Annotated in this window: 21 protein-coding genes and 2 pseudogenes; 18 read left to right on the top strand and 5 right to left on the bottom strand. The window is 40.7% G+C overall.

Annotated features, from left to right (window positions below; genetic code table 11):
* Positions 1–133: 133 nt before the first annotated feature.
* Positions 134–781 (top strand): AEC family transporter, encoded by a 648-nt coding sequence (locus EDD69_RS07515; RefSeq protein ID WP_132948337.1) that lies wholly within the window; start codon positions 134–136, stop codon positions 779–781.
* Positions 782–819: 38 nt separating this feature from the next.
* Here EDD69_RS07515 and EDD69_RS07510 read toward each other — a convergent pair whose 3' ends face one another.
* Positions 820–1743 (bottom strand): MBL fold metallo-hydrolase, encoded by a 924-nt coding sequence (locus tag EDD69_RS07510; RefSeq protein WP_132948397.1) that lies wholly within the window; start codon positions 1741–1743, stop codon positions 820–822.
* A 296-nt stretch (positions 1744–2039) separates the two neighbouring features.
* Here EDD69_RS07510 and EDD69_RS07505 point away from each other — a divergent pair, with 296 nt between their 5' ends.
* On the top strand, positions 2040–3053 hold the full coding sequence (locus EDD69_RS07505; protein ID WP_132948336.1) for a 2-oxoacid:acceptor oxidoreductase family protein: 1014 nt from the start codon (positions 2040–2042) through the stop codon (positions 3051–3053).
* Positions 3053–5341, top strand: coding sequence for a thiamine pyrophosphate-dependent enzyme (locus EDD69_RS07500; protein WP_132948335.1), 2289 nt, complete (start codon positions 3053–3055; stop codon positions 5339–5341). Before EDD69_RS07505 ends, EDD69_RS07500 begins: the two co-directional genes overlap by 1 nt.
* Before the next feature lie 24 nt (positions 5342–5365).
* On the opposite strand, the gene EDD69_RS07495 is transcribed toward EDD69_RS07500, so the two are convergent.
* Positions 5366–6022 (bottom strand): MOSC domain-containing protein, encoded by a 657-nt coding sequence (locus EDD69_RS07495; protein WP_132948334.1) that lies wholly within the window; start codon positions 6020–6022, stop codon positions 5366–5368.
* A gap of 277 nt (positions 6023–6299) precedes the next feature.
* Here EDD69_RS07495 and EDD69_RS07490 point away from each other — a divergent pair, with 277 nt between their 5' ends.
* Positions 6300–7235 carry an endonuclease I family protein gene (locus EDD69_RS07490; protein WP_132948333.1) on the top strand — a complete coding sequence of 312 codons (936 nt, stop codon included), beginning with the start codon at positions 6300–6302 and terminating at the stop codon, positions 7233–7235.
* A gap of 20 nt (positions 7236–7255) precedes the next feature.
* Here the strand turns inward: EDD69_RS07490 and EDD69_RS07485 are convergent, their stop codons facing one another.
* A complete protein-coding gene (locus EDD69_RS07485) occupies positions 7256–7915 on the bottom strand; it encodes a peroxiredoxin (RefSeq protein ID WP_132948332.1) in 660 nt (219 codons plus the stop codon).
* 113 nt (positions 7916–8028) lie between these two features.
* Between EDD69_RS07485 and EDD69_RS15535 the strand changes: the two are divergent.
* The 14 genes and pseudogenes from EDD69_RS15535 to EDD69_RS07415 form a co-directional block, all read left to right on the top strand.
* A pseudogene (locus EDD69_RS15535) lies at positions 8029–8175 on the top strand (GNAT family N-acetyltransferase); the annotation flags it as partial.
* Between the two features lie 1028 nt (positions 8176–9203).
* Positions 9204–9399, top strand: a pseudogene (locus EDD69_RS07475) (YgaP family membrane protein).
* 225 nt (positions 9400–9624) lie between these two features.
* Positions 9625–11013 (top strand): hypothetical protein, encoded by a 1389-nt coding sequence (locus tag EDD69_RS07470; RefSeq protein ID WP_132948331.1) that lies wholly within the window; start codon positions 9625–9627, stop codon positions 11011–11013.
* Between the two features lie 176 nt (positions 11014–11189).
* A complete protein-coding gene (locus tag EDD69_RS07465) occupies positions 11190–11495 on the top strand; it encodes an ArsR/SmtB family transcription factor (RefSeq protein ID WP_132948330.1) in 306 nt (101 codons plus the stop codon).
* A gap of 11 nt (positions 11496–11506) precedes the next feature.
* Positions 11507–13573, top strand: coding sequence for a heavy metal translocating P-type ATPase (locus EDD69_RS07460; protein WP_132948329.1), 2067 nt, complete (start codon positions 11507–11509; stop codon positions 13571–13573).
* A 64-nt stretch (positions 13574–13637) separates the two neighbouring features.
* Positions 13638–13946 carry a metal-sensing transcriptional repressor gene (locus EDD69_RS07455; protein WP_132948328.1) on the top strand — a complete coding sequence of 103 codons (309 nt, stop codon included), beginning with the start codon at positions 13638–13640 and terminating at the stop codon, positions 13944–13946.
* 12 nt (positions 13947–13958) lie between these two features.
* Positions 13959–16340 carry a heavy metal translocating P-type ATPase gene (locus EDD69_RS07450; protein ID WP_132948327.1) on the top strand — a complete coding sequence of 794 codons (2382 nt, stop codon included), beginning with the start codon at positions 13959–13961 and terminating at the stop codon, positions 16338–16340.
* 53 nt (positions 16341–16393) lie between these two features.
* Positions 16394–16600 carry a copper chaperone CopZ gene (gene copZ / locus EDD69_RS07445; protein ID WP_132948326.1) on the top strand — a complete coding sequence of 69 codons (207 nt, stop codon included), beginning with the start codon at positions 16394–16396 and terminating at the stop codon, positions 16598–16600.
* A gap of 225 nt (positions 16601–16825) precedes the next feature.
* Complete coding sequence (locus tag EDD69_RS07440) at positions 16826–18148, top strand: right-handed parallel beta-helix repeat-containing protein (RefSeq protein WP_243643061.1); 1323 nt, start codon at positions 16826–16828, stop codon at positions 18146–18148.
* Entirely contained in the window at positions 18145–18597 is a 453-nt protein-coding gene (locus EDD69_RS07435) for a nitrous oxide reductase accessory protein NosL (protein WP_132948324.1), read from the top strand. The genes EDD69_RS07440 and EDD69_RS07435 overlap by 4 nt, the downstream gene beginning before the upstream one ends.
* Positions 18594–19403 carry an ABC transporter permease gene (locus tag EDD69_RS07430; protein ID WP_132948323.1) on the top strand — a complete coding sequence of 270 codons (810 nt, stop codon included), beginning with the start codon at positions 18594–18596 and terminating at the stop codon, positions 19401–19403. The genes EDD69_RS07435 and EDD69_RS07430 overlap by 4 nt, the downstream gene beginning before the upstream one ends.
* Positions 19396–20097 (top strand): ABC transporter ATP-binding protein, encoded by a 702-nt coding sequence (locus tag EDD69_RS07425; RefSeq protein ID WP_132948322.1) that lies wholly within the window; start codon positions 19396–19398, stop codon positions 20095–20097. The genes EDD69_RS07430 and EDD69_RS07425 overlap by 8 nt, the downstream gene beginning before the upstream one ends.
* A gap of 53 nt (positions 20098–20150) precedes the next feature.
* Positions 20151–20774 carry a histidine phosphatase family protein gene (locus EDD69_RS07420; RefSeq protein ID WP_132948321.1) on the top strand — a complete coding sequence of 208 codons (624 nt, stop codon included), beginning with the start codon at positions 20151–20153 and terminating at the stop codon, positions 20772–20774.
* Positions 20771–21307 (top strand): thermonuclease family protein, encoded by a 537-nt coding sequence (locus tag EDD69_RS07415; RefSeq protein ID WP_132948320.1) that lies wholly within the window; start codon positions 20771–20773, stop codon positions 21305–21307. The genes EDD69_RS07420 and EDD69_RS07415 overlap by 4 nt, the downstream gene beginning before the upstream one ends.
* A 30-nt stretch (positions 21308–21337) precedes the next feature.
* Here the strand turns inward: EDD69_RS07415 and hcp are convergent, their stop codons facing one another.
* Both hcp and EDD69_RS07405 read right to left on the bottom strand, forming a co-directional pair.
* Positions 21338–22627, bottom strand: coding sequence for a hydroxylamine reductase (gene hcp, locus EDD69_RS07410; RefSeq protein WP_132948319.1), 1290 nt, complete (start codon positions 22625–22627; stop codon positions 21338–21340).
* A gap of 138 nt (positions 22628–22765) precedes the next feature.
* Complete coding sequence (locus EDD69_RS07405; protein WP_132948318.1) at positions 22766–24232, bottom strand: amino acid permease; 1467 nt, start codon at positions 24230–24232, stop codon at positions 22766–22768.
* Positions 24233–24298: the final 66 nt, after the last annotated feature.

Raw genomic sequence — 24298 nt, 5'->3', positions numbered from 1 at the left:
AGTGATGGAGGTAAGTAAGGGGATGTTTGGTCATTGACGAAACATCCCTTATTCAATTCATTGAGATGCTAGAAAGCAATAAAAAAAGGAATTTCGTACAAATTGTTGAATCTTCACTTGAGGGGGATTCGATGTGAAGATTTTATTCCTAATTATTCTCAATGTCATTGTACCTGTATTTATTTTGATTGGAGCAGGGGTGTTTCTGCATAGAAAATTCCATTTCGATTTGAATACATTATCAAAGTTAATCACCTATTTTCAAAGCTTTCTTACCAATACTTATGGGGTATTTAATTCGGTGTCAGCGAATCATAAAGGCTCTGCTGCGATCGTTCAATTTTTAAAAGTTCCTGTCATCTATGCGCTTTTGCTTGGTTTATTGCTTCATTCATTTGAAGTGAAAATTCCTTCGTTCATTTGGAAGCCGATTGAAAATGTAGCGGATGCTTTTCTTGCCATTGCCCTTTTGACGCTTGGTGCGCAAGTAGCGCACTTAAAGATTACTCGTCCATCGTTGCCTCTTTTGATCAGCATATTCGGTCGATTAGCCCTTTCTCCAATGATCGCGCTCATTTTCATCTTTATTTTAGGAATTAAAGGAACAGTGGCTCAAGCATTATTCATCGCAAGTTCATACCCAGCTTCGAGAAACATGGCTCTTTTAGCTTTAGAATATGATAACTATCCGGAATATGCAGCACAAGCTGTTTTACTTTCCACTCTTTTTAGCAGTATTACTGTGACCATTGTTGTCTACCTATCGCGTATTTTGTTTTAGCAAGGAACGATGCTATTCATAATGAACAGCATCGTTTTTTATGAATCACAACGTAAAATTTCACCAAGTTTAAGCACTTTTAAGCGTTCATCAGCAAGGTCACGTCGTTTCCATTCGGCAAATAGGCGATCCAGTGCTTCTTTTGGGGTATCGTCAGCAAGAGGGAATGTCCCGTAGTGCATAGGGATAAATGTTTTCGCTTGGCAGTCAATAAAAGCTTGGATCGCTTCTTCAGGAGTGACGTGTTGTGGTCCCATGAACCACTCTGGCTCGTATGCGCCAATCGGAAGAAGGGCATAGTCAATGGAAAAGCGAGCACCGATTTCTTTAAAGCCACGAAAATAACCGCTATCTCCAGCGAAATAAAATGTCGGTTTTTCTTCTGCCTCGATGACCCAACCACCCCAATGGGATGTATTTGTATCGAATAACCTTCTTTTTGTCCAATGCTGTGCAGGAACAAATGTGAATGTCACTCCTTTGTATTGTTTTTGTTCCCACCACGCATATTCTGTAACGTTGATCAACCCTTTTTTGCGAAATAAAGATGCAAGCCCAATTGGCACAAAAATATGCGGGTTTCCTTTTAGTTTTTTAATGCTTGAAAAATGTAAGTGATCATAGTGGCTGTGTGAGATTAAAATGACATCTACATTCGGCATATCATGAAGCAAAATGCCCGGGTCGCTTAAACGTTTAATCGTTCCTAAACGCTTTGCCCAAATGGGATCCGTTACAATGGTCAGTCCATTTACTTGAATGACAAATGTGGAGTGACCAATCCAAGAAAGAAGAGTGTGTGTACGGTTTGTATGCAGCAATGCCGTTTCGTAATGCTCGACATGCGGAATTTGATAGGACCAATCTTTTTGTTTTCTTTTTCTTTCTCGATACCAGCGGTGAAGATCAACCAATCTTTTTGTTGTTTGAACGGAATCAAGATTTTCGTAGCGTTTTCGAATCATTGCTTTTTACCCTTCTTTCCTTGCAGATGTTCAGTCATGTTCAAAATAGCAAATATTTTCTTTGTTTTGCAACAAATAGTGCTTTTTAAAACTGTTATAACGCAAAATTACTCCTGTTATATAATTGTAAAAGTATCTTAATCTGTTATAATACAAGAGGTTTTAAAAATTTTTCTTATGTGTACTATAAATAATTCGCAAATGTTTGATTTTTGTCACATCTTTTTTTTGTGTTTTTTTATAAAATAATATAAGCCTATCGATTGATTTTTAGGTTTCATAGGGGGGATAACATGTCGATTTTGCCAAAAAAGAATCAATTAGGTTTTTTTGAAATACGTCTCGAATCCATTGGAGGACTTGGAGCAAACCTAGCAGGGAAAATGCTCGCGGAAGCAGGGGTGTTGGGGCTTGGGTTAAATGGTTCAAATTTTTCCACATATGGTTCAGAGAAAAAAGGCTCTCCAGTGAAAAGTTATATTCGCTTTTGCGATCCAGATACAGAAATTCGGGCGCATAGTCCGATCGAAGAACCTCATGTCATCGGAGTATTTCATGAAGCGCTTTATAAAATGGTGGATGTCGTTAGCGGTTTAGCTCCCGATGGAATTGTATTGGTCAACTCTGTAAGAAATTTCGATGACATTCGGCGCGATTTACAACTAGATTACGGAACTCTTGCGGTTGTCGACGCCCTTGGAATTGCGGTTGAAGAAAAAACAAAAGTCAATACAGCGATGCTTGGAGCGTTATTCCGCGTTTGTGACTTTCTTGATCCGGAAGCGATGAAGGAAGTCATTCGCAAAACATTTGAAAAAAAATATCCGCATCTCGTCGAGGCGAACATTCGTACATTTGAAAGAGGCTATCATGAGGTGCGCTTTCAAACGTATGAAGCGCCTGCGAATGCGGAAAGAAAATCGTTTTCTCGTCCTGAACCGCTTTTAGGCTATGAAACACAAGAAATTGGCGGGATTATCACAGCGAACGCCAATAGTATTTTCAAAGATTTAAGCGGATCGCGTCAAGGATTTTTGCCAAAGTGGGAGATGGAAAAGTGCATTCACTGTGCTGCCTGTGATACAGTTTGCCCTGACTTTTGCTTCGTATGGGAAGAAGGAGAAGATAAAAAAGGAAGAAAACAAATGTTTTTAAAAGGAATTGATTATCAATATTGTAAAGGTTGTTTAAAATGTGTTGAAGCGTGTCCAACAGCTGCCTTAACAGAATGTCGTGAGGAAATTGGGTTTGCGGAAAAACATACAGTGAAGCAAAAATTCCCAATGGTATTAGGGGGGAACTATTAATGGCATTATTAGAAGAAAAAGTGACAACGAAAGCAGAACAAGTGACAGCGTTTCAATCCGGAAACGAAATGGCGGCGCTCGCAGCTGCACAAATCAACTATCATATTATGGGTTATTTTCCAATTACTCCTTCAACGGAAATTGCGCAATTGTTAGACCAGATGAAGGCGCGCGGTGAACACGATATTCAACTGATTCCTGCAGACGGGGAACATGGATCAGCGGGAATTTGCTATGGGGCTTCTGTCATGGGGGCGCGTGTTTTTAACGCTACAAGTGCGAACGGTTTAATGTATATGCTTGAACAATTGCCAGTGCAATCAGGAACGCGCTTTCCGATGGTGATGAATTTAGTGACTCGCTCCATTAGCGGCCCTCTTGATATTCGTGGGGATCATTCCGATTTATATTTTTCGCTCAATACAGGATGGGTGATTTTGACCGCTCGTACCCCACAAGCGGTTTACGATCTGAATATTATGGCGTTGAAAATTGCCGAACACGAGGACGTTCGTTTGCCTGTCATTGTTGCGTATGATGGATTTTTTACATCTCACCAAAAACGGAAAGTCCAATATTTTAAAGACCGAAAAGTCGTACAAGCTTTTGTCGGCGAACGTCCAACTCACTTTCCAAACGCAGCGGATCCGAGAAAGCCAATAACGATCGGAGCACATATGAACGGTGATGATTTAATTAACAACCATTATCAACAGTCTGAAGCGCTATATCGAGCAGGAGACGTATTTAAACAAGTCGCACGCGAATACGCGCTTCTATCTGGACGAGAATATCCTGTCCTTGATTTATATCAAATGGACGATGCAGAAGTGGCTCTATTTTTGATTAACTCCGCAGCAGAAACGGCAAAAGATGTTGTCGACAAGCTTCGTGCAAAAGGAATTAAGGCAGGAGTGATTAGTCCAAACATTATTCGTCCGTTTCCAAGCGAAGAAATTCGCAAAGCGTTAAAAAATGTGAAAGCCCTTCTTGTTGGAGAGCGCGCGGATTCCTACGGGGCAAACGGTGCAAACATGACGCATGAAATTAAATCAGCTTTGCAAGAAGATCCAGATAATCGCACGATTGTATTAAGCCGCGTATTTGGACTTGGTGGAAAAGATTTTTACGCTGATGATGCGGAAGCCTTTTTCAATTTAGCCATTGAAGCGATGGAAAAAGGATATGCGGAAAAGCCGTTTGATTACTTCGGACACGTGCCAGGACGACCAGAAAATAAATTAAAACAAGCGATTGAGCCGATGCATGGGGACGCCTTTAAGACAGGATTGATTCAAGTGACACAAGACGAAGAAACGAAGAGATTAAAAGTAAAAATTCCACCGCTTCGAGCGTTAACAGCGAAACCGAAACGAATTGCTTCCGGTCACGGTGCATGTCCTGGTTGCGGCATTTTCCCAGGATTAGAGCTCTTTTTCAAAGGAATCGAAGGGGATGTCGTTGTTTTATTCCAGACGGGTTGTGCGTATGTTGTAACAACGGCTTATCCATATAGTTCTCATAAACAAACGATGATCCACAATTTATTCCAAAACGGTCCTGCCACATTATCAGGGTCGGTTGAAGCCTTTTTGGAATTAAAACGCCGTGGGGAAATCGATGTTTCTGATGATGTAACGTTTGTTATGGTCACGGGAGACGGTGGAATGGACATTGGCATGGGTTCTGCGATTGGCACAGCCCTTCGCAATCATAAATTGATTATTTTGGAATATGACAATGAAGGGTATATGAATACAGGATCGCAAATGTCGTATTCGACTCCGATGGGGCATATGACAAGCACAACCGGCGTCGGTAAAACACAAAGAGGAAAAGCATTCCACCATAAAGATACGCCACAAATTATGGCGGCGACAAATATCCCTTATGTATTCACGGGAACAGAAGCATTTCCGCAAGATTTAATTAAAAAAGCAGCAAAAGCGCAATGGTATGCCAAACGTGAAGGAACGGTTTACGGAAAGCTCTTGATTACTTGCCCATTAAACTGGAAGTCGGAAGAGAGATACGGCGAAAAAATTATGAAAGCAGCGGTTGATTCTTGTTTCTTCCCGCTCTATGAAGTGGAACGAGGAAAAACAACGATTACGTATGATCCAGAGGAAAAAAACAAACGCATCCCATTGAGCGAATGGTTAAAATATATGGGGAAAGCGAAGCATTTGTTGAAAGAAGAAAACCGTGATCTTTTAGAAGAATTCGAACAAGAAGTAGAACGGAGATGGCGCCGCCTTAAAGCCATGCATGAACACCCATATTTGTAAAGCGTGTCGATCAAAACGACACGCTTATTTTTTGAGTAAGTTTTGCAGTTTTTTGAGAAAGGAATTTCGCCACGCTTCTGACAACGCTGGTTCTTCAATGATTTCTTGCAATGCCTCAACATTCGTTTGTTCTCCATATTTCGCTTTGTTTACATATTGAATCGACAAAGGATTTTTGCTTCGATCCAATAAATGTAATTCATCTCCACGCTGGATCATGCCTTCTTTGATCACGCGCAAGTAAAAACCGGTGTAACCTGTTTGTTGAACTTTCAATGGGAGATCTTTGATCCCGTGCCGTTTCGCTAATTTAAAACATGGTTGCCTCGGTTGAGACACTTGAACAATCGCTGTACCGATTTGAAACACATCGCCAATGCAAATTTCTTCTTCCGTTCGTCCGAACAGCGTTATATTTTCACCAAAGGCTCCAGGTTCAAAAGGACGTTGATATAAATGTTCCCAAAATGAAAAATGTTCTGAACAATACACGCATACCGCTTGATCAAAACCACCATGATGAACTAAGTCCGCTTGACCATCTCCAACAATATTCGTTTTCGTTAAGAGAAGGGGAGAATCAACAGGAGACTTATAAATGGCGGTTGTCATTTCTGTTCCATCGAGCATCACTGTTTTAGGTTGGCCGATATTTAAGGAAACAACTTTGGCGACCGGCATAAAGATTGGCTCCTTCCTTTTATAAACTATGAAAATATTACCATGTTTTCTTTCTCCTCTCAATTTATTATTTTGTAATCTTGACAAAAAATGTGAAATTATTCACATTTTTATTATCAGAAATATCTAAATATAGGTTAGATTTTATACAAAAAACATTATAATCTATTATTATAAGTAACAAAAACTGTGCATGACAGGGGAATGGATTCCCTTAAGAAAGAAAATTGAATAAAATGTAAAAATAGCACTTTTGAAGATAGAGGGGAGAGGAATCATGAATGACGTATTACTTCAACATGCCGAACAATTAAAGCATTGGGAAGAAAAACAACAAGAAGTTTTATTAGAATTAGCAGAAAATCAACAAAAGCTGAAAACAAACGACGAACTTTACTATAACGAACAAGAAGATCAACAGATTATGAAGCGATACTATGAACATGTATTAGACGAAAATGGAGATGGAGCTCAATTATTTACTCGATATCATGAGTTGGTGAAACGAACACATATTCGACGACTTCCGTACTTTTTAAGCAAAGACTGTTATTTATACACATGGGTTGATCTTCAACCGGATGGTACGGTGAAAAGCATCTATTCGGGGGAAAAGAAAGATCCCCGCGCCATCATTTTACAAGATTACGAGACCATTCAAAAAAGATACCAACAATTTTTGCAGTTATTGAAAAAAGCAAAAAAAGGAGATTTTGATGATTTAGAGCAAAAAGTGAGGAAGATTGAGAAAGAATTGAAGTTTAATACAGAACATATTGTTCCACAGTCTTGGTTCGGGGCGAAAGAACCAATGAAAGGGGACTTGCATCACTTATTCGTTTGTGAGCCAAAATGCAATTCGACCCGTTCAAATTTTCCGTATGCGGATTTTCCGTTTTATGAGCCGGAATCTCCACTGGAGGTTATTCAAAATCATTGTGGGGTTGCTGCCTATGAATATTTTGAACCTGAACACGGAAAAGGCGCGGTTGCTCGAGCGATGTTTTATTTCATTCTCCGTTATCCAAAAGCGATCAAAAAACCGTTTCGTGAAAAAATCAATCTTTCCTTACTGATTCAATGGCACGAACAATTTCCGGTAACCACGTACGAAAAGCATCGAAATGCAGCCATTTTTCGCATTCAAGGAAACCGCAATCCGTTTATCGATCAACCTGATCTTGTCCATCGTCTTCGATTTCCAATTCATTAAAAGTAAGCGGCAGTTGAACGTTATTGCTCAACTGCCCGATAGCAAAACCACCAGTCTAAACATTGAATTTTTCCTTCTTTCTGTTGTTTGTAACGATTATTAATTTTTTCAACCGTATCAGCTGGCGGAATGATGACATGGCTTCCAAGAAAGGGATTGTTGGGCCAATTTTCTGGTGTGGAAATCTTATAAGCGGTAGCAGTTTGTAAGGCATAAACGGAACGCCAAATCTCACTAACATTCCGCCCAATTTCTTGCGGATAATAAAGAATTTGTCGAATGACCCCTCGCCCATCAACGATAAATACTCCTCGAACCGTTCGAGTTCCTTTCTTAGGGGAAATCATTCCAAGCTGCTTCGCGATCTCTCCTAATGGATCTGCGATAATCGGAAATGTAATGTGAACGCCTGTCTTTTCTTTTATCCACTCGATCCATTTCAAATGAGAAAATACTTGATCGATTGATAAACCGATAAGTTCTGTATTCAATTGTCGAAACTTCCCACTCCATTGTTCAAAGGAAATAAACTCGGTCGTACATACAGGCGTGAAATCTCCTGGATGGCTAAAAAGAATGAACCATCGTCCTTTATAATCATCAGGGAGCGCTTTTTTTCCAAGTGTTGTATGCGCGATTAATTGCGGAAAACGATCACCGATTTTGAGGCTTTGTTCCATCGCTAGTTCTCCTTTCATGCACCATTCGTCATATTATATTCGCCTATGACTACTTCGGTACATGGAAAGAAAATTTTTCACGGTTTTATCCAGCATCATGTTGGTGTCACACTGGGTACAAAGTTGTTCGGACAAAAACAAAAAATAAATGGCGAAATATGCTAATACTGAATATTAAACATGGTTTTGATGTAATTGGAACATATACAGATGAAAAGGGGGAGCCCAAAATCATTCTTGAAAAACGTTTGATGAACTAAAGAGGGCGTAAGTTGAAGAACTAAGGTCAACATCTGAAAAGATGTTGACTTTTTTATGTTGTTAGCAAAATGATCATGAGATATGGTTTGATTAGCTTGTTTACTACAAAGGAATTAGAAGAGAAAACCGAAAACGTTTGTCTAAATGACGAGTATTTTTCTGAATAAAGTATGTTCTAAATGCAAAGCTAGATGAAAGAAACGAAATGACATAAGGAGAAAGAAGAAAAAGGGAATACCACTGCCGCTATATAGTGAAAAAAGGTTTTGTTGCAAAGAAGCCATAATTTTTTTATTATTTTTGTCATTTTTGGTTCATTTCGTGTATAAATATATAACCGTGAAAATAAAAAAATCACCCGGTATGGCAGTACCAGGTGGAGGAATGAATTTCTAACCGACAAGAACTACGATTAGAGCAAGAAAGGTAATGATAAAAAATAAGAAAGTAGAAAAAGCTAAATACAGTTTTCTCATCATTTTCACCTCCCTTTGTTATCGTTATATTTTTAACAAAGGAACTTTATGTCAATTTTTTTGAGAAAGTTGAACATTTTTGCACCTAGCAGGGTGCTTTTCTTTTTGTACACAAAAATGAAATCTTAATGATGATTCATTGGTTTTTGTCAATATTTGATGAATAAAAAATGTAAAAAATGTAGGAGAATGCCTCCTTTTCTCTTATTGAGTATATAGATTCAAGTTCAGTTTCTGACATATCTCATCATAAATAGAAGACCGCTTTTCTGCCATAGGCGGCAATTTGGTCCCAGAGAGTCATGATCGATATGAAATCATAAACATTGACACAAGTTATGGGACGGACATTTATCATAAAATTTTCCTTATTCACCAAACCACCCTGTTAGTTAGGTTATTTGTGTCATTTCTAGCCCATATTGAATACATTGTATCAAATTGTATTAGGAAGGGTGGACAATAGAAACAATGTGACTTTGTCACTGAACAAATACGTTTCTTTCCTTATCATAAAAGTATAGAAAATTATATAAGGGGTGAAGAGAAAAATGAAAGCAAATGTTGGTCCTGTCGATCGTACTGTTCGCTTTATTCTAGGCTTTGCTCTACTCTGTCTGTTTTTTTCTTGAAGGGAGCATCAAATATTTTGGTATCATTGGAATAATCTTAATTGTAACAGCACTTATAAAATTTTGTCCTCTTTATCCACTCTTTCGCATAAACACGATGAAAAAAGCAAAATAGCACAAGCGAACGCTTGAGCTATTTTTAGCTTGTCGACTTTGTCTACAAGATGAAGCACCAAGTGTGGTGCTTTTTTATTTTGAGTGATTTTATGCCGGGCAGATCTAAACGACTTTGTGTTTATCTCGCTGTTCTAATCTGACTGAAAATTTTTGAGGCTTTCGCACACCCAAATGAACTTTTCATATGCTGTATTACAGTTTGCTAGAAAAGGGGAAGAAATCGATGGGTGTGGAATTAACGGCGCTGCATTGGATTTACGTTTCATTTATTTTGCTCATTATCGCGTTCATGGTGATGAGGAAAGACACATCGCTCGTTTGTATGATCGGGATCTTTTTGTTAGCGGTTACAGCAACAGGTTCGCTCACAGCATCTATTAGCAGCATTTTTCAAAGTTTTATTTACGCGATTACCGAGCTGCTTCCGACGATTCTTGTCATTTCAATTATTGTTGCGATGAGTAAATTGCTCACGGTAACAGGAATGAATGATGTGATGATTGAACCGTTTACGAAATGGATTCGTACACCAGCTTTAGCGTATTGGACGATCGGTATATTGATGATGGTGATCTCTTGGTTCTTTTGGCCATCACCAGCCGTAGCGTTATTAGGAGCTGTATTGTTGCCGGTTGCTGTTCGCGTCGGTCTTCCAGCATTAGGGGTAGCGATGGCGATGAACTTGTTTGGCCACGGGATTGCTTTGTCCGGCGATTTTGTCATTCAAGGAGCTCCGAAGTTAACAGCAGATGCAGCTGGGATTCCAGTATCTGAAGTCGTCTCTGCAAGTGTACCGCTTGTGTTTGTGATGGGAGCTATAACCGTCACAACAGCTTTCTTTTTGTTGCGGCGGGATATGAAGAGGGGAAAATTTATACAAACGACATTGCTTTCGATGTCACAAACAGAAACGCAACCTCATTTGTTATCAAAACGGATGAAGGCCATGCTTGCGTTACTCATTCCTCTCTTATTTGTTTTAGATGTCATCGCTATGTCGTATTTGGACTTACAAGGAGGAGAAGCTACCGCATTAATTGGAGGGACCGTTATCTTCATTTTATCTCTCCTTTCCGTTTTAGCTTACAAAAAGAAAAGTTTGGAACAAATTACGGATCTCTTTATTCACGGTTTTCAATTTGGGTTTAAAGTATTTGGTCCAGTGATTCCGATTGCCGCCTTTTTCTACTTAGGGGATTCAGGATTTCATGCGATCATCGGTGACTTTTTGCCAAAATCATCACATGGAATTGTCAATGACTTAGGAGCAGCACTTTCTCAGATCGTTCCATTAAATGAAGAAATTGGAGCTGTGACATTGGCAGGAGTTGGTGCCATTACAGGATTAGATGGATCCGGTTTTTCCGGCATTTCGTTAGTTGGTTCTATAGCGAAATTGTTCGCAACGGCAATCGGAACAGGTGCGGCGACACTGACAGCGCTCGGACAGATTGCGGCGATTTGGGTTGGAGGAGGAACGCTTATCCCATGGGCGCTTATACCAGCCGCGGCGATTTGTGGGGTTGATCCGTTTGAATTAGCGAGAAGAAATCTTCTTCCTGTGACCATTGGTTTAGTCGCCACAACGATCGTTGCAATGTTTTTAATTTAAATTAAACCCTTCATGATTGATATGCGTTGTTCAGTCAACATTGATTCCTTCATTTGGAATTCGTGTTGATTTTTTTTGTTTATCCAAACATTTGCATTGACAATTTGTTTTTCTTTTTCTACAATTTACATAACAAATATGAACATATATTCATATATTGAAAGAGGGGCGAGAAAATGGAAAAAGAATATGAATCGCTAGATGAAGAAACGCTATTCATTGTATCTCAAACGTTCAAAGCATTATCAGATCCAACACGAATTCGCATTTTACATTTGCTTTCATCGGGAGAATACTCTGTCACGGAAATTGCCAATCGTCTTTCTCTTTTGCAGTCGACGGTATCACATCAACTTCGGTTTTTAAAAAATTTGCGTCTCGTTAAGTATCGTCGTGAAGGAACAACCCTTTACTATTCTTACGATGATGAACATGTATTAAATATTCTTGAACAAACGATTCGTCATGCGCGTGATCATTAAGAGGTGAAAAAATGAAAGAGTATCGTGTCAAAGGTTTAACGTGCGCAAATTGCGCTCGAGCTTTAGAGGAGCAAATTCACTCCATTCCTTATGGAAAAGGGGCAACATTAAGTTATCATACAGGAAAATTACGTGTTGATGAACGAGTAGATTTAGAGGAAGTTCGCAAAATTTTAGCTACCGATGGCGCTTATATTGAAAATGATCCGAATCATGAACATTCCAATCCGCTTAAACGTTTCATTGCGATATCGGTATTTTTATTGATTCTTGCTTTACTTGTCGAGCGAACCATCAACCAAGAAACGGCCATCCTATTTTATCTTGCATCAACAGCCTTAAGCGGTTATAAAACCTTTATAAAAGGAATGAAAAACTTAGCCCGTCTACAATTTAATATGGATACATTGATGACGATTGCACTCATTGGTGCATTCGGAATTGGTGAATGGAAAGAAGCGACCGTTGTGGCCATTTTATTTGGGATTAATGAATATTTAGAGGGGCTAGGAATGGAGCGGGCGCGTCGTTCGATGGAAATGTTGCTTCAAAACGCTCCAAAAGAAGCAACGATCATGGAAGATGGACAGACACGTATCGTCCCAATTGAGTCGCTCAAAGTCGGAGATGTCGTTTTCGTTCGACCGGGTGAAAAAATTCCATCAGACGGGATTGTTGTAGCTGGGAAAAGTTCCGTCAATGAAGCGGCTATTACGGGAGAATCGCTACCGATTGAAAAGGAAGAAGGAATGAGCGTTTATGGCGGAAGTATCAATAATGAAGGAATATTGAATGTTCGAATTACAAAAGCTTATAAAGACTCTTCTTTGGCTAAAATTTTACATTTAGTTCAAGAAGCACAAGAAACGAAAACACCGCTTGAATTGTTTATTCATCGATTTGCAAAATACTATACGCCGTTCATTATGTTCATTTCGTTGCTGGTCATTACGATTCCGCCGCTCTTTTTTCAAGCTGATTGGCGTGAATCGCTTTATCAAGGGTTAGCGGTGTTAATCGTCGGTTGTCCGTGCGCGCTCATTTTATCTTCACCAATTGCGCTTCTTGCGGGAATTACGCGGAATGCAAGAAACGGCGTGTTGATCAAAGGCGGCGTCTATCTAGAACAACTCGGTAAAATTGATACGATTGCTTTTGATAAAACAGGAACGATTACAAAGGGGAAGCCGCATGTTGCGCATATGATTGCTTATGAAGACGAAAAAGAAGTGTTATCGATTGCCGCTTCTTTAGAATCTTCATCTTCCCATCCGCTTGCGAAAGCGATTGTTGAAAAAGCAGAAGAATATGGAATTGTTCCAGAACAGCCCGAACAGTTTGAAACGTTGACAGGAAGCGGAATTCAGGCGACGCTGCGCGGAAAAACATACCGAATCGGCAACGAAAAAATGTTTCAGGGTTTTTCTTTCCCAGGACATGTTCAAAACGACTTACGCATGTTAAAAAAAGAAGGATGGACGGTCGTCATTGTTGCGGATGAACAGCGAATTCTCGGTTTATTCGGCATAGCCGATGAAATTCGCGAAGAAAGCAAAGAAGTGATCGCTCGCCTTCATCAAGCAGGCGTTCGCCAAACTGTTATGCTAACAGGTGACCATGCGAAAACAGCGGAAAAGGTGGCGAAAGCGGTCGGGGTTACAAGTTGGATGGCTGAACTTCTTCCGGAGCAAAAAGTTGAAAAATTAAAGGAATTGATGAAAACAGGAAAAGTCGCGATGATTGGCGATGGTATGAACGATGCGCCCGCATTAGCCACAGCTGATATCGGAATCGCAATGGGAAAAGGAACGGATAGCGCCATCGAAACTGCGGATGTGGTTTTAATGCAAAACCATCTCGGAAAACTTCCAAATGCCATCGCGATTGCGAAACGTGTCAATCAAACGATTCGCTTTAATATTGCTTTAGCGCTCGGTTTAAAACTATTTGCTTTATTGCTAACGATCCCAGGATGGCTCACCCTGTGGATTGCGATTCTTTCCGACATGGGAGCAACGATTTTGGTTAGCTTGCTTAGCTTAACAATTTTATGGGAACGGAAAGCTGTCTCGTCATGAGGCGGCTTTTTTTGTTGCTTTTTATACTATTCGGGGGTATAGTATAAATAAAGAGGTGATTCGTATGGAAAAATGTTCTCACGGACAAGAGATCCGAACGACCAAACGAGACGAAAAAGAGAAAAAAGAACTGATGAATCGCTTAAAACGGATTGAAGGGCAAGTGCGTGGAATTCAAAAAATGATTGAAGATGATCGTTATTGTGTTGATATATTAATTCAAATGTCAGCCATTCAAGCAGCGTTAAAAAAAGTTGGTTTTCAGCTGCTTGAACGCCATACAAACCACTGTGTCCGCGAAGCGATTGAAGCTGGAACGGGCGATGAAGCCATTAAAGAATTGATGGAGGTTTTCAAACAATTCTCCAAATAATGGGGTGAAAAAATGGAAGAGCTACAATTGCAAATCACAGGAATGACATGTGCCGCTTGTTCAGCCCGGATCGAAAAAGCGTTAAACAAAATGGAGGGCGTTGAAGCTACCGTCAACCTAGCAACAGAAAAAGCAACCATTCGTTATGAACCGAATCGAGTAACAGCCAAAGAAATTGTGGAACGAATTGAAAAACTCGGCTATGGCGTTGCAAAAGAAAAAGTGGAGCTAGATATTACAGGGATGACGTGCGCCGCTTGTTCAGCTCGGATCGAAAAAGCGCTAAATAAAATGGATGGGGTGCGAGCAACGGTCAATTTAGCAACTGAATCAGCGGTGGTTTATTATCCATCGGGGCTGATGACCCAAGAAATGATCTGCGAAAAAATTAAAAAGCTTGGTTATGGAGCGAGTGTAAAAGCAGGACAAGAAGCAAAGAAAGCTCATAAAGAAGAAGAAATCAATGAGAAAAAACGAAAGCTCATTCTTTCCATTTTCTTATCTCTGCCGCTTCTTTATACAATGGTCGCACACGCACCGTGGCAATTACCGCTACCGATGCCGAATGTATTAATGAATCCATGGTTTCAATTTTTGTTAGCCACTCCTGTGCAATTTTATATTGGCGCCCCTTTTTATATTGGCGCATGGAAAGCGTTGCGCAATAAAAGCGCCAACATGGATGTATTAGTGGCACTCGGTACATCCGCTGCGTACGTTTATAGTTTGATCGAAAGCATTCGCTCATTGCAACCCGGCTATATGCCGCATCTATATTATGAGACAAGCGCGGTATTAATCACGCTTATTTTAGTCGGAAAGTGGCTTGAAGCGATCGCAAAGGGAAGAACGACAGAAGCCATGACGAAATTGCTTAGCTTACAGGCAAAGGAAGCCACCGTTTTACGCGATGGAAAAGAAGTAAAAGTTCCGATCGACTCGGTTGTGGTTGGGGATCAACTCATTGTCAAACCAGGAGAAAAGATTCCGGTTGACGGCATCATTATTGCTGGACAATCGGCTGTGGATGAGTCAATGATTACAGGGGAGTCGATCCCAGTCGAAAAAAAAGAAGGGGATACGGTCATTGGAGCCACCATCAATAAATACGGTACATTGACGATCGAAGCGACGAAAGTTGGAAAAGATACCGCCCTTTCCCGCATTATTCAACTCGTGGAGGAGGCGCAAGGGTCCAAAGCGCCGATTCAACGGCTGGCGGATGTCGTTTCGAGCTATTTTGTTCCGATCGTTGTGGCTATTTCGGTCGTTACGTTTATCATCTCGTATTTCTTTGTTGCTCCAAACGATTGGCCGCGCGCGCTCGAAACAGCCATTGCCGTGTTAGTCATTGCCTGCCCTTGCGCATTAGGGCTTGCGACGCCGACATCGATTATGGTCGGCACTGGCAAAGCGGCTGACCATGGTATTTTATTTAAAGGCGGCGAACATTTAGAGATGGCTCATAAAATCAGTGCGATTATTTTCGACAAAACGGGAACGATTACCAAAGGAACGCCGGTGGTGACCGACTGGGTTGCGGCCAATGAGCACGTATTATCTTACGTATACTCCGCAGAGAAATATAGCGAACATCCGCTTGCTGAGGCGATTGTTCGTTATGCAGAAGAACAAGGGGAAATGTTAAAAGAAGTGAGTGAATTTGAAGCCATTCCAGGACACGGAGTCCATGCCATCGTGGATGGCCAAGATGTGTGGATTGGCACGCGCAAACTATTGAATGATCACGGAATTGATTATTCTACCTATTCATCAGAATTAGAACAATTTGAACAACAAGGAAAAACAGCGTTGCTCATTGCCATCAATGGTCAAGCATGCGGTGTCGCCGCTTTAACGGATGCATTGAAAGAAAGTGCGAAAGAAGCTATTGAATCATTAAAAAAGCGCGGGTTGTCTGTCTATATGTTAACAGGGGATAACATTCGAACGGCACAGGCGATTGCGGCACAAGTCGGGATTACCAATGTGTTTGCGGAAGTGCTTCCTGAAGAAAAAGCGAATTATGTTAAACAATTGCAACAACAAGGCCATATTGTGGCGATGGTAGGAGATGGAATCAATGATGCTCCGGCTTTAGCCGTTGCCGATGTCGGCATTGCGATTGGTACAGGGACAGATGTAGCCATTGAAACCGCCGATGTGACGATTTTAGGACAGGATTTAACATTAATTGTCAAAGCGATTGAAATGAGTCGTCAAACGATGAAAAATATCCGGCAAAACTTATTTTGGGCGCTTGCCTATAATTCGATCGGCATTCCTGTTGCTGCCGCAGGACTTTTAGCACCATGGATGGCTGGAGCCGCGATGGCGTTTAGTTCTGTGTCGGTTGTGCTTAATGCGTTGCGTTTAAAACGAGTTAAATTGTAATCACTGCCATTAGGCAATGATATAGAAAATTTTATACGAAAGGATGAGGAGTAATGGAAAAAATCACGCTTACTGTACTTGGAATGAGTTGTGGTCATTGTGAGAAGGCGGTGAAAGGAGCATTAGCAGAACTGGATGGCGTTGGCGATGTTTCTGTATCACTTGCCGATAAAACGGTGACGATCGAATTTGATGCCAATAAAGTGAAAGTGGACCAATTGAAAGAAGCGATTGAAGACCAAGGATATGATGTCCAATAAAAGGGATTGCATGCGATGCAGTCCCTTTTTTTCGTTGTTCTACTGAATCGAAAAATCGCTTGAAGTGCAGTAGCTTGTAGGTCATCATTCAAATGAGGAAAATTCACGAATGCCGCGTTTTTTCTTTTTCGTTCATGATTTTTTCAAAAAGATTTCCTTTTTTTCTCACATTTTTTGCTTATTCTTAACAGATGAAGCAAGATTACATAGCAGGGAATGAAAAAAATGATTCGTTTTTTTGTCGTATTGGCAATGATTTATTTTGGATTGTTTGTCAGTCATGAAGCATACGCGAAAACGTATGAAATCATGCCGAATGAATCGTTGCAACAGGCGATTGATCGTGCGAATGATGGAGATACGTTGTTCATGAAAAAAGGAATTTATAAAGGGGCGATTCACCTTGACAAATCCCTTCATCTTGTGGGGGAAAAGGGAGTGATCATTGATGGTGAAAAGAAAGGGAATGTCGTGACGATTACCGCTTCGAATGTGACGATTGAAAATGTGACGATTCGAGGAAGCGGTGGAAAAGAAGCGGGCATTTTATTGCAAAACGCTTCTCAAGTTGTGGTGAGAAACAACCGTATTGAAGATGTTCATTACGGAGTTTATGTTGAAAAAGGAGAGCAAACGCGTCTAATCGACAATCACATTTCTGGACGAAATGTTCATTTTTCAAAGCGGGGCAACGGCATTCACCTTTTTCGAACAACAAAAAGCGAAGTGAATGGGAATACAATTACAAACGTTCAAGACGGAATTTATCTCGATTGGGCGAAAAAAACGACCATCACAAAGAACCATATTACATCCTCTCGTTATGCGATTCATTTTATGTATGCAGATGGTGGGGAAGTAACAGAAAATGATCTTACTGAAAATATTACTGGTCTGATGGTGATGGCGACCAAAAACATTAACATCATAAAAAATACGATCGAAAAGCAATTAGACTATCGAGGATACGGCGTTCTGATTTATGATAGCGACGCGATTGTTGTGAGCGATAATGAGCTTTTCTATAACAGCACGGCTCTTTCATTGCAAAATGCACGTAACTGTGTCATTCAGGGAAATCTCATTTCCGCTAATCATACAGCTGTTCATAGCTTATATGAAAACAAGGGTACGACCATTAGTGAAAACGCTTTTTTAGGGAATGTGACAGAGACAAAAATTCAAGGCGCTCCTCTTCATTTTGATAATGGAATAAAAGGGAACTATTGGGATACTTATCGTTTTTACGATTTGAATGGTGATGGAATTGGCGATTCGCCGCACAAAATTCGTTCGCTTTATAACCGGCTGTTACGGCAATGGCCATCTGTTCAATTTTATTTTCAAAGTCCAGCTCTTGCTTTGCTTGAAACAACGGAGTCCTTCTTCACACAAGCTCCAGCGCTAGGAGAAGATCGTTTTCCGCTTGTTTCTTCTCCGTATGTCCGCCAAACAGAAGAAAAGAGATCGTGGGGATTGTTTGCATTCGGTAGCATTCTACTTACTTTTAGTTTATGGATGTTTCAATATGGGAGGAGAATGAGATGAGAAAAACATTTCTATTCATATGCATCTTGCTTATGCTTACAGCTTGCCAGCGAGAACAAGCATACGAACCAGAAGAAATTAATCCGGATATTGATGTTTGCATGATTTGCAATATGAGCATTACAGCAGAAAACTATGCAACAGAGGCGATTTTAAAAGATGGAACGGTTCATAAATTTGATGATATTGGCTGCATGTTTGAGTTTATGAAGCAAGAAGATAAAGAAAACATCGCGAAATTATATGTTCGTGACATCGAAACGGGCGAGTGGATTGAATTAGAAAAAGCATTCTTCGCTTATGATCGTGACTATTGGACACCAATGAATTATGGCGTTGTTTCTTTTGCAAGCGAAGAGAATGCGAAAAAGTACATAGAAAAAGAAGGAAAAGGACAACTTTGGACGTACGATCAATTATTACAACATAAATGGGGATTTGAGCAATGAAAACAGCAATGAAGTATCAATGGATGATGATGATTCGCAGCAAGTGGCTCATTAGCTTTGGCGTTTTGTTTACCATTTTAGCTGCGATTCTCGTAGGCAGCAGCGGTAATGAATCGTTTTCTGGTTTTGCTCGTTCTACCGCTGCATTGTTGAATCTTTCTTTACTTCTCATTCCACTTGTCACATTGTTGACGGGAAGTTTGTTTCTTTCAGGAGAAAAAGAGGATGGACGTTTAGCGCTTTTGCTTACATATCCGATCTCTACTCGCGCACTCATTGGCGGTCTTTACATCGGAAGCTTTTTATCGCTGCTTACCGTCATTAGCTTCGGTTATGGCGGGGCAAGCATTGTTCTCTTTCTCATTGGTGGAGGATGGTCATCATTCTTTTTTCTCTCTTTCTTTTTGACTGTGCTTCTAGCGGGAATATTTTTAGCCATTTCGATGTTTATTGGCTTATATACCTCCAACCGTTTACAAGCGATTGGTGTTAGTTTGCTTATTTGGGCGTTTTTCGTGCTTTTCTATGAATTTTTCATAGTAGGAATTTTATCGATGGTCCCAAAAGGATGGGTGCTTCCGTTATTCGCCTTGTCAATCATCATGAATCCCGTTGAACTTGTGCGTGTTTGGACGATTACAGCTATGAAAAGCGGAACGATTTTCGGGCCTCAGCTATATGAATGGACAAAATGGGCTGAAAGCATGAATGGTCAGTTTGTTTTTTTCGGTGTTGCGTGCATCTGGATGGTCATTCCGCTTATTTTTGCAAACTTTTTGATTAAAAGAGGGAATCGCGATGCTTGAAGTGAAAAATTTAACAAAAATATACAATGAGTCCAATCAAATTAAAAATATTTCATTTTCCGTGAAAAAAGGAGAATGTTTTGCGCTATGCGGTGGAAACGGGGCAGGGAAAAGCACGATTATAAAAATGTTGATCGGGCAATTATTGCCGACGGCAGGGGAAATTTTAGTGAATGGAAAAAAGATAACGCGAAATGACAGAGCGTGGTTTTCGTTTATGCCCGATCATCTTCAATTTCCGCCATTGTTGACAGGGTACGAAATACTATCTTTATTTGCTGAATGGCAACAGGTACCGCAATCACGCGTTTCTGAATGGTTAGAGGCGGTCGGACTGACAGAAGATCAACATAAACAAGTCAAATACTATTCAAAAGGAATGCAACAACGACTTGCTTTTGCGCAAGCGCTTCTTGCTGATGCTCCTCTTCTCATTTTGGATGAGCCGACAAACGGTTTGGACCCGTATTGGGTCATGAAGTTTAAACAAATGATTCGCGACCAGAAAGAGAAAGGGAAAGCGGTTATTTTCACAACGCATATTTTGTCGATTGTGGAAGATATTGCTGATACGGTTGCTTTTATTCATCAAGGCGAGATGATTCTTTGCGATTCCGTTTCTGCGTTGTGCACAAACGGAAAAAATTTAGAAGAATTGTTCTTTGCACAAATCTCACAATCTATGTCATACTAAAAAAGTAAGCGTGTAGAAGCTTACTTTTTTAGTTTGCAAGAAAGGAGATTCATATGCTAACATTGTATGTTGTTCGACATGGGGAAACAAAGTGGAATACGGAAAGAAGAATGCAAGGATGGCAAGATTCACCGTTAACGGAAAAAGGGAAAAACGATGCGCGCTTGCTTCATCATCACCTCGCATCTGTGCCATTTGTTGCGATTTATTCAAGTCCAAGCGAACGAACGAAGGAAACAGCGAAAATCATTCGTGGCGATCGGGATATCCCGATGTATTTTGATGAGCGTTTACGCGAAATTCATTTAGGGGACTGGGAAGGAAAAACGATTGATGAAATTGCCGAGATCGATCAACAAAATCATTATCACTTTTATCATGCTCCGCATTTATATCAACCTTTGCGAGGGGAAACGTTTGGCGATGTGCAACAACGCGCAATCGCTGCGATTGAGCAAATGATCCATCAGCATCATGAGGGTAATCTGTTAGTCGTTACACATGGAGTCGTTATTCGTACATTGCTTGTTTATTGGAAACAACAATCCATTGAGCGCCTCTGGGACAGTCCGCGCGTTTACGGAACAAGCGTAACAAAGGTCCGCGTTCAACCAGAGAAATTTATCATAGAGCTTGAAGCGGACATTTCTCATCTTAAGGAAGAGGTGAATCAATGAGAAGGCTTTTTCTCGTTTGTTTTCTTTTTTTGATTCTATTCATTAGCACAGCTTGTACAGTTGAAGAAAAAGGAAAGACGTTTTCAGCGACGATCGTTCAAGTAGTCGATGGCGATACGGTCAAAATCAAACAAGATGGAAAGCTTGTGACCATTCGAATTTTAAATATTGACACTCCGGAAACGTATCGCGAAAAACAAGCATATGGAGAAGAAGCGAAACAATTCGCGAAAAAAGTGCTGCTCAATCAAAAAGTGACGATTGAATTAAGCGCCAAAGAAAATCCATACGATCGTTATGGACGTTTGTTAGCATACATATGGGTTGATGAAGACACGCTTTATGAAGAAATGGTTTTACAAGAAGGATTGGCGCGAGTGGCGTACTTGTTTGAACCGGATACCAAATATGCCAAAAGGCTATATGAGGCAGAAGAAAAAGCGCGCAAAGCGAAACGGGGCGTTTGGAGTGTCGATGGATATGTCACGGAAGAAGGATTTGATATGAGTGTTTGGTTAGAAAACGCTTCGTAATGAAAAGGCTGACTTACGGTCAGCCTTTTCTTAATGGGCAAGCATCGCTTTCATATCTTCTTCGACATTGCCAATGAGTTTTAAGCCGAACATGTCTTGTAATACGCGTAAGACTCCTTCAGAAATAAAGTGCGGTGCTTTTGGACCGATGCGAATATCTTTAATTCCTAAACTGAAAAGACCAAGTAGAATCGCAACCGCTTTTTGTTCAAACCAAGAAAGGACGATGCTTACTGGAAGTTCATTCACTTCGCAGCCGAACGCTTCCGCAAGAGCCATGGCAATTTTTACTGTTGAAATCGAGTTGTTGCACTGCCCTAAATCAATGTAGCGAGGAATGTTCGTTCCAGGCACCACTCCGTAATCAACATCGTTAAAGCGGAACTTTCCGCATGATGTCGTTAAAATAACGGTTTCTGGCGGCAGTGACATAGCTAATGAGCGATAGTATTCTCCGCCTTTTCCAGGCGCATCACAGCCGGCGATAACAAAAAATCGTTTGATTTTACCGTCTTTTACTGCTTCAATAATTTCTGGCGCAATGCTGAGGACGGTTTCATGGTGGAATCCAGTCAACAATGTTTCATCAGAATCAATATTGGCTTCTGGAAGTTCTAATGCTTTTTCAATAAGCGGAGTAAAATCATCATTTTCAATTTTCCGAACGTTTTCTAATCCAGCTACATCATATGAGAACATTCGATCCGCATACGATCCTTTAATCGGCATCACGCAGTTGGTTGTCGCTAAAATCGCGCCAGGGAACTTTTCAAATAAGCGACGTTGATCGTACCATGCTTTACCGACATTTCCTTTTAAATGCGGATATTTTTTTAACTCAGGGTAACCGTGAGCTGGCAACATTTCAGAATGAGTATAAATGTTAATTCCTTTTCCTTCGGTTTGTTTGAGCAATTGTTCTAATGCAAATAAGTTATGGCCTGTCACGAGAATACATTTGCCCTCAATTTTATTTTGTGTGACGCGAACAGGTTGAGGAATACCGAGTTTTTCAGTATGCGCTCGGTCTAACAATTCCATGACGCGAATGGCTGCTTTTCCAACCTTCATCGCCATATCGAAATGTTCTTGAACATTAAAGTTTGAGTTGGTTAATGTCATATAGAGCGCTTCGTGTGTCGTTGTGTCAACGAAAGGATCGGTGTAACCAAGTTGATGAGCGTGAGTGCGATACGCCGCAATTCCTTTTAAAGCAAAAACAATGGTGTCTTGTAAACTTGCAATGGTTTCATCCTTTCCGCATACGCCAACGACTGTACAGCCTCCCATTGGCGTTTGTTCACATTGATGGCAAAACATCATTTTCCCTCCCTAAATTGTTGATACTGTAAAAATATAAGAAAAGGTTTCCAGTGTAAGTGATCTGTATCACACTTCAAATAGGAAATGTGGAGAAAAAATGACAAAAACGGCTGCCTTTTTCAGACAGCCGTTCATTTATGGACGATCAAAATCGCATTCGTGAAGCGGGACAACTTTTGTTTTCTTAATGAATTTATAGCCAAGCCAAACAGCGATAAATAAAGGTAAGCCAATATAAGAAACAAGCACGCCGTTCCAGTCGATTTCTCCACCTGTAAATGCGGTATAGTTTTGCCCTAAAATGACGATCAGGCAAAGCGCAAAAGCGAAAAGCGGGCCAAATGGAAACCATTTTGCTTTATAAGGCAGAGCGTTTAAATCACGACCTTGCGCAATATAGGCTTTGCGGAAGCGATAGTGACTAATCGCGATACCGAGCCAAGCGATAAAACCAGACATACCAGAAGCGTTTAACAGCCACGTATATACAACTCCGTCACCAAAAAACGAAGCTAAAAAGGCAAGTGTGCCGACGAGAGAAGTAACAACGAGAGCACGAACAGGCACGCCGCGATGATTTAATTTAGCTAACCATTTTGGTGCTTTTCCATCCCGAGCAAGTTCCCAAAGCATTCGTGTGGATGCGTACATTCCTGAATTTCCTGCTGAAAGAACAGCGGTCAAAATAATCGCATTCATCACGGATGCAGCAAAGGCGATGCCTGCGCGATCAAACACGAGTGTGAATGGACTAACCGTTACATCATCGCTTGCTAAACTTTCAGTTGTATACGGAATAAGAAGCCCGATTGCTAAAATCGCCAATACATAAAATAATAAAATGCGCCAAAACACTCGACGAACGGCACGTGGAATATTGCGTGCAGGATCATCGCTTTCTCCAGCAGCGACCCCAAGCAATTCTGTTCCTTGGAACGAAAATCCCGCTGCCATAAAAATGCTAAGCATCGCCATAAAGCCGCCATGGAATGGAGCATCGCCGATTGTAAAATTTTTAAACCCAACGGCTTCTCCGCCCATAATTCCGAAAATCATCGCAAAGCTGACGATGAGAAAGACGACAACGGTCGCAACTTTAATTATAGAAAACCAATATTCTGCCTCGCCAAATCCTTTAACAGATAAATAGTTTAAAAGAAACATAATGGCTAAACAAAGTGCACTCCAAAGAATGGATGGGCTATTTGGAAACCAAAACTTCATAATCATCGTGACAGCCGATAGTTCTGCGGCAATCGTAATGGCCCAGTTGTACCAATAGTTCCAACCGAGCGCGAACCCTAAAGCAGGATCGACAAATTTCGTAGCATACGTACTAAATGATCCAGCTACAGGCATGTAGGCGGCCATTTCTGCAAGGCTTGTCATTAAAAAGTACACCATGATTCCAATGGCGATATAAGCGACAAGAGCGCCTCCAGGCCCAGCGGTATGAATGGCACCTCCGCTTGCTAGAAAAAGCCCCGTACCAATGGTTCCACCGAGTGAAATCATTGTTAAATGTCGAGCTTTTAATTTTCTTTTGAGTTCTGTTGGTGCCTCTGTTGTTGTGATTGTTGTTTTTTGTACTGCGTTTTGCATGATTTCCACTCCTTTTTGTTTTTTATTGGAAGGAGTGACGAATAAAAAAAGCCGTCGAAGGAAATT

It is taken from the genome of Thermolongibacillus altinsuensis (assembly GCF_004341205.1).
GTDB lineage: Bacteria > Bacillota > Bacilli > Bacillales > Anoxybacillaceae > Thermolongibacillus > Thermolongibacillus altinsuensis.
The sequence above is the reverse complement of the archived record's forward strand: the minus strand, read 5'-3'. Positions and strand labels throughout refer to the sequence as shown.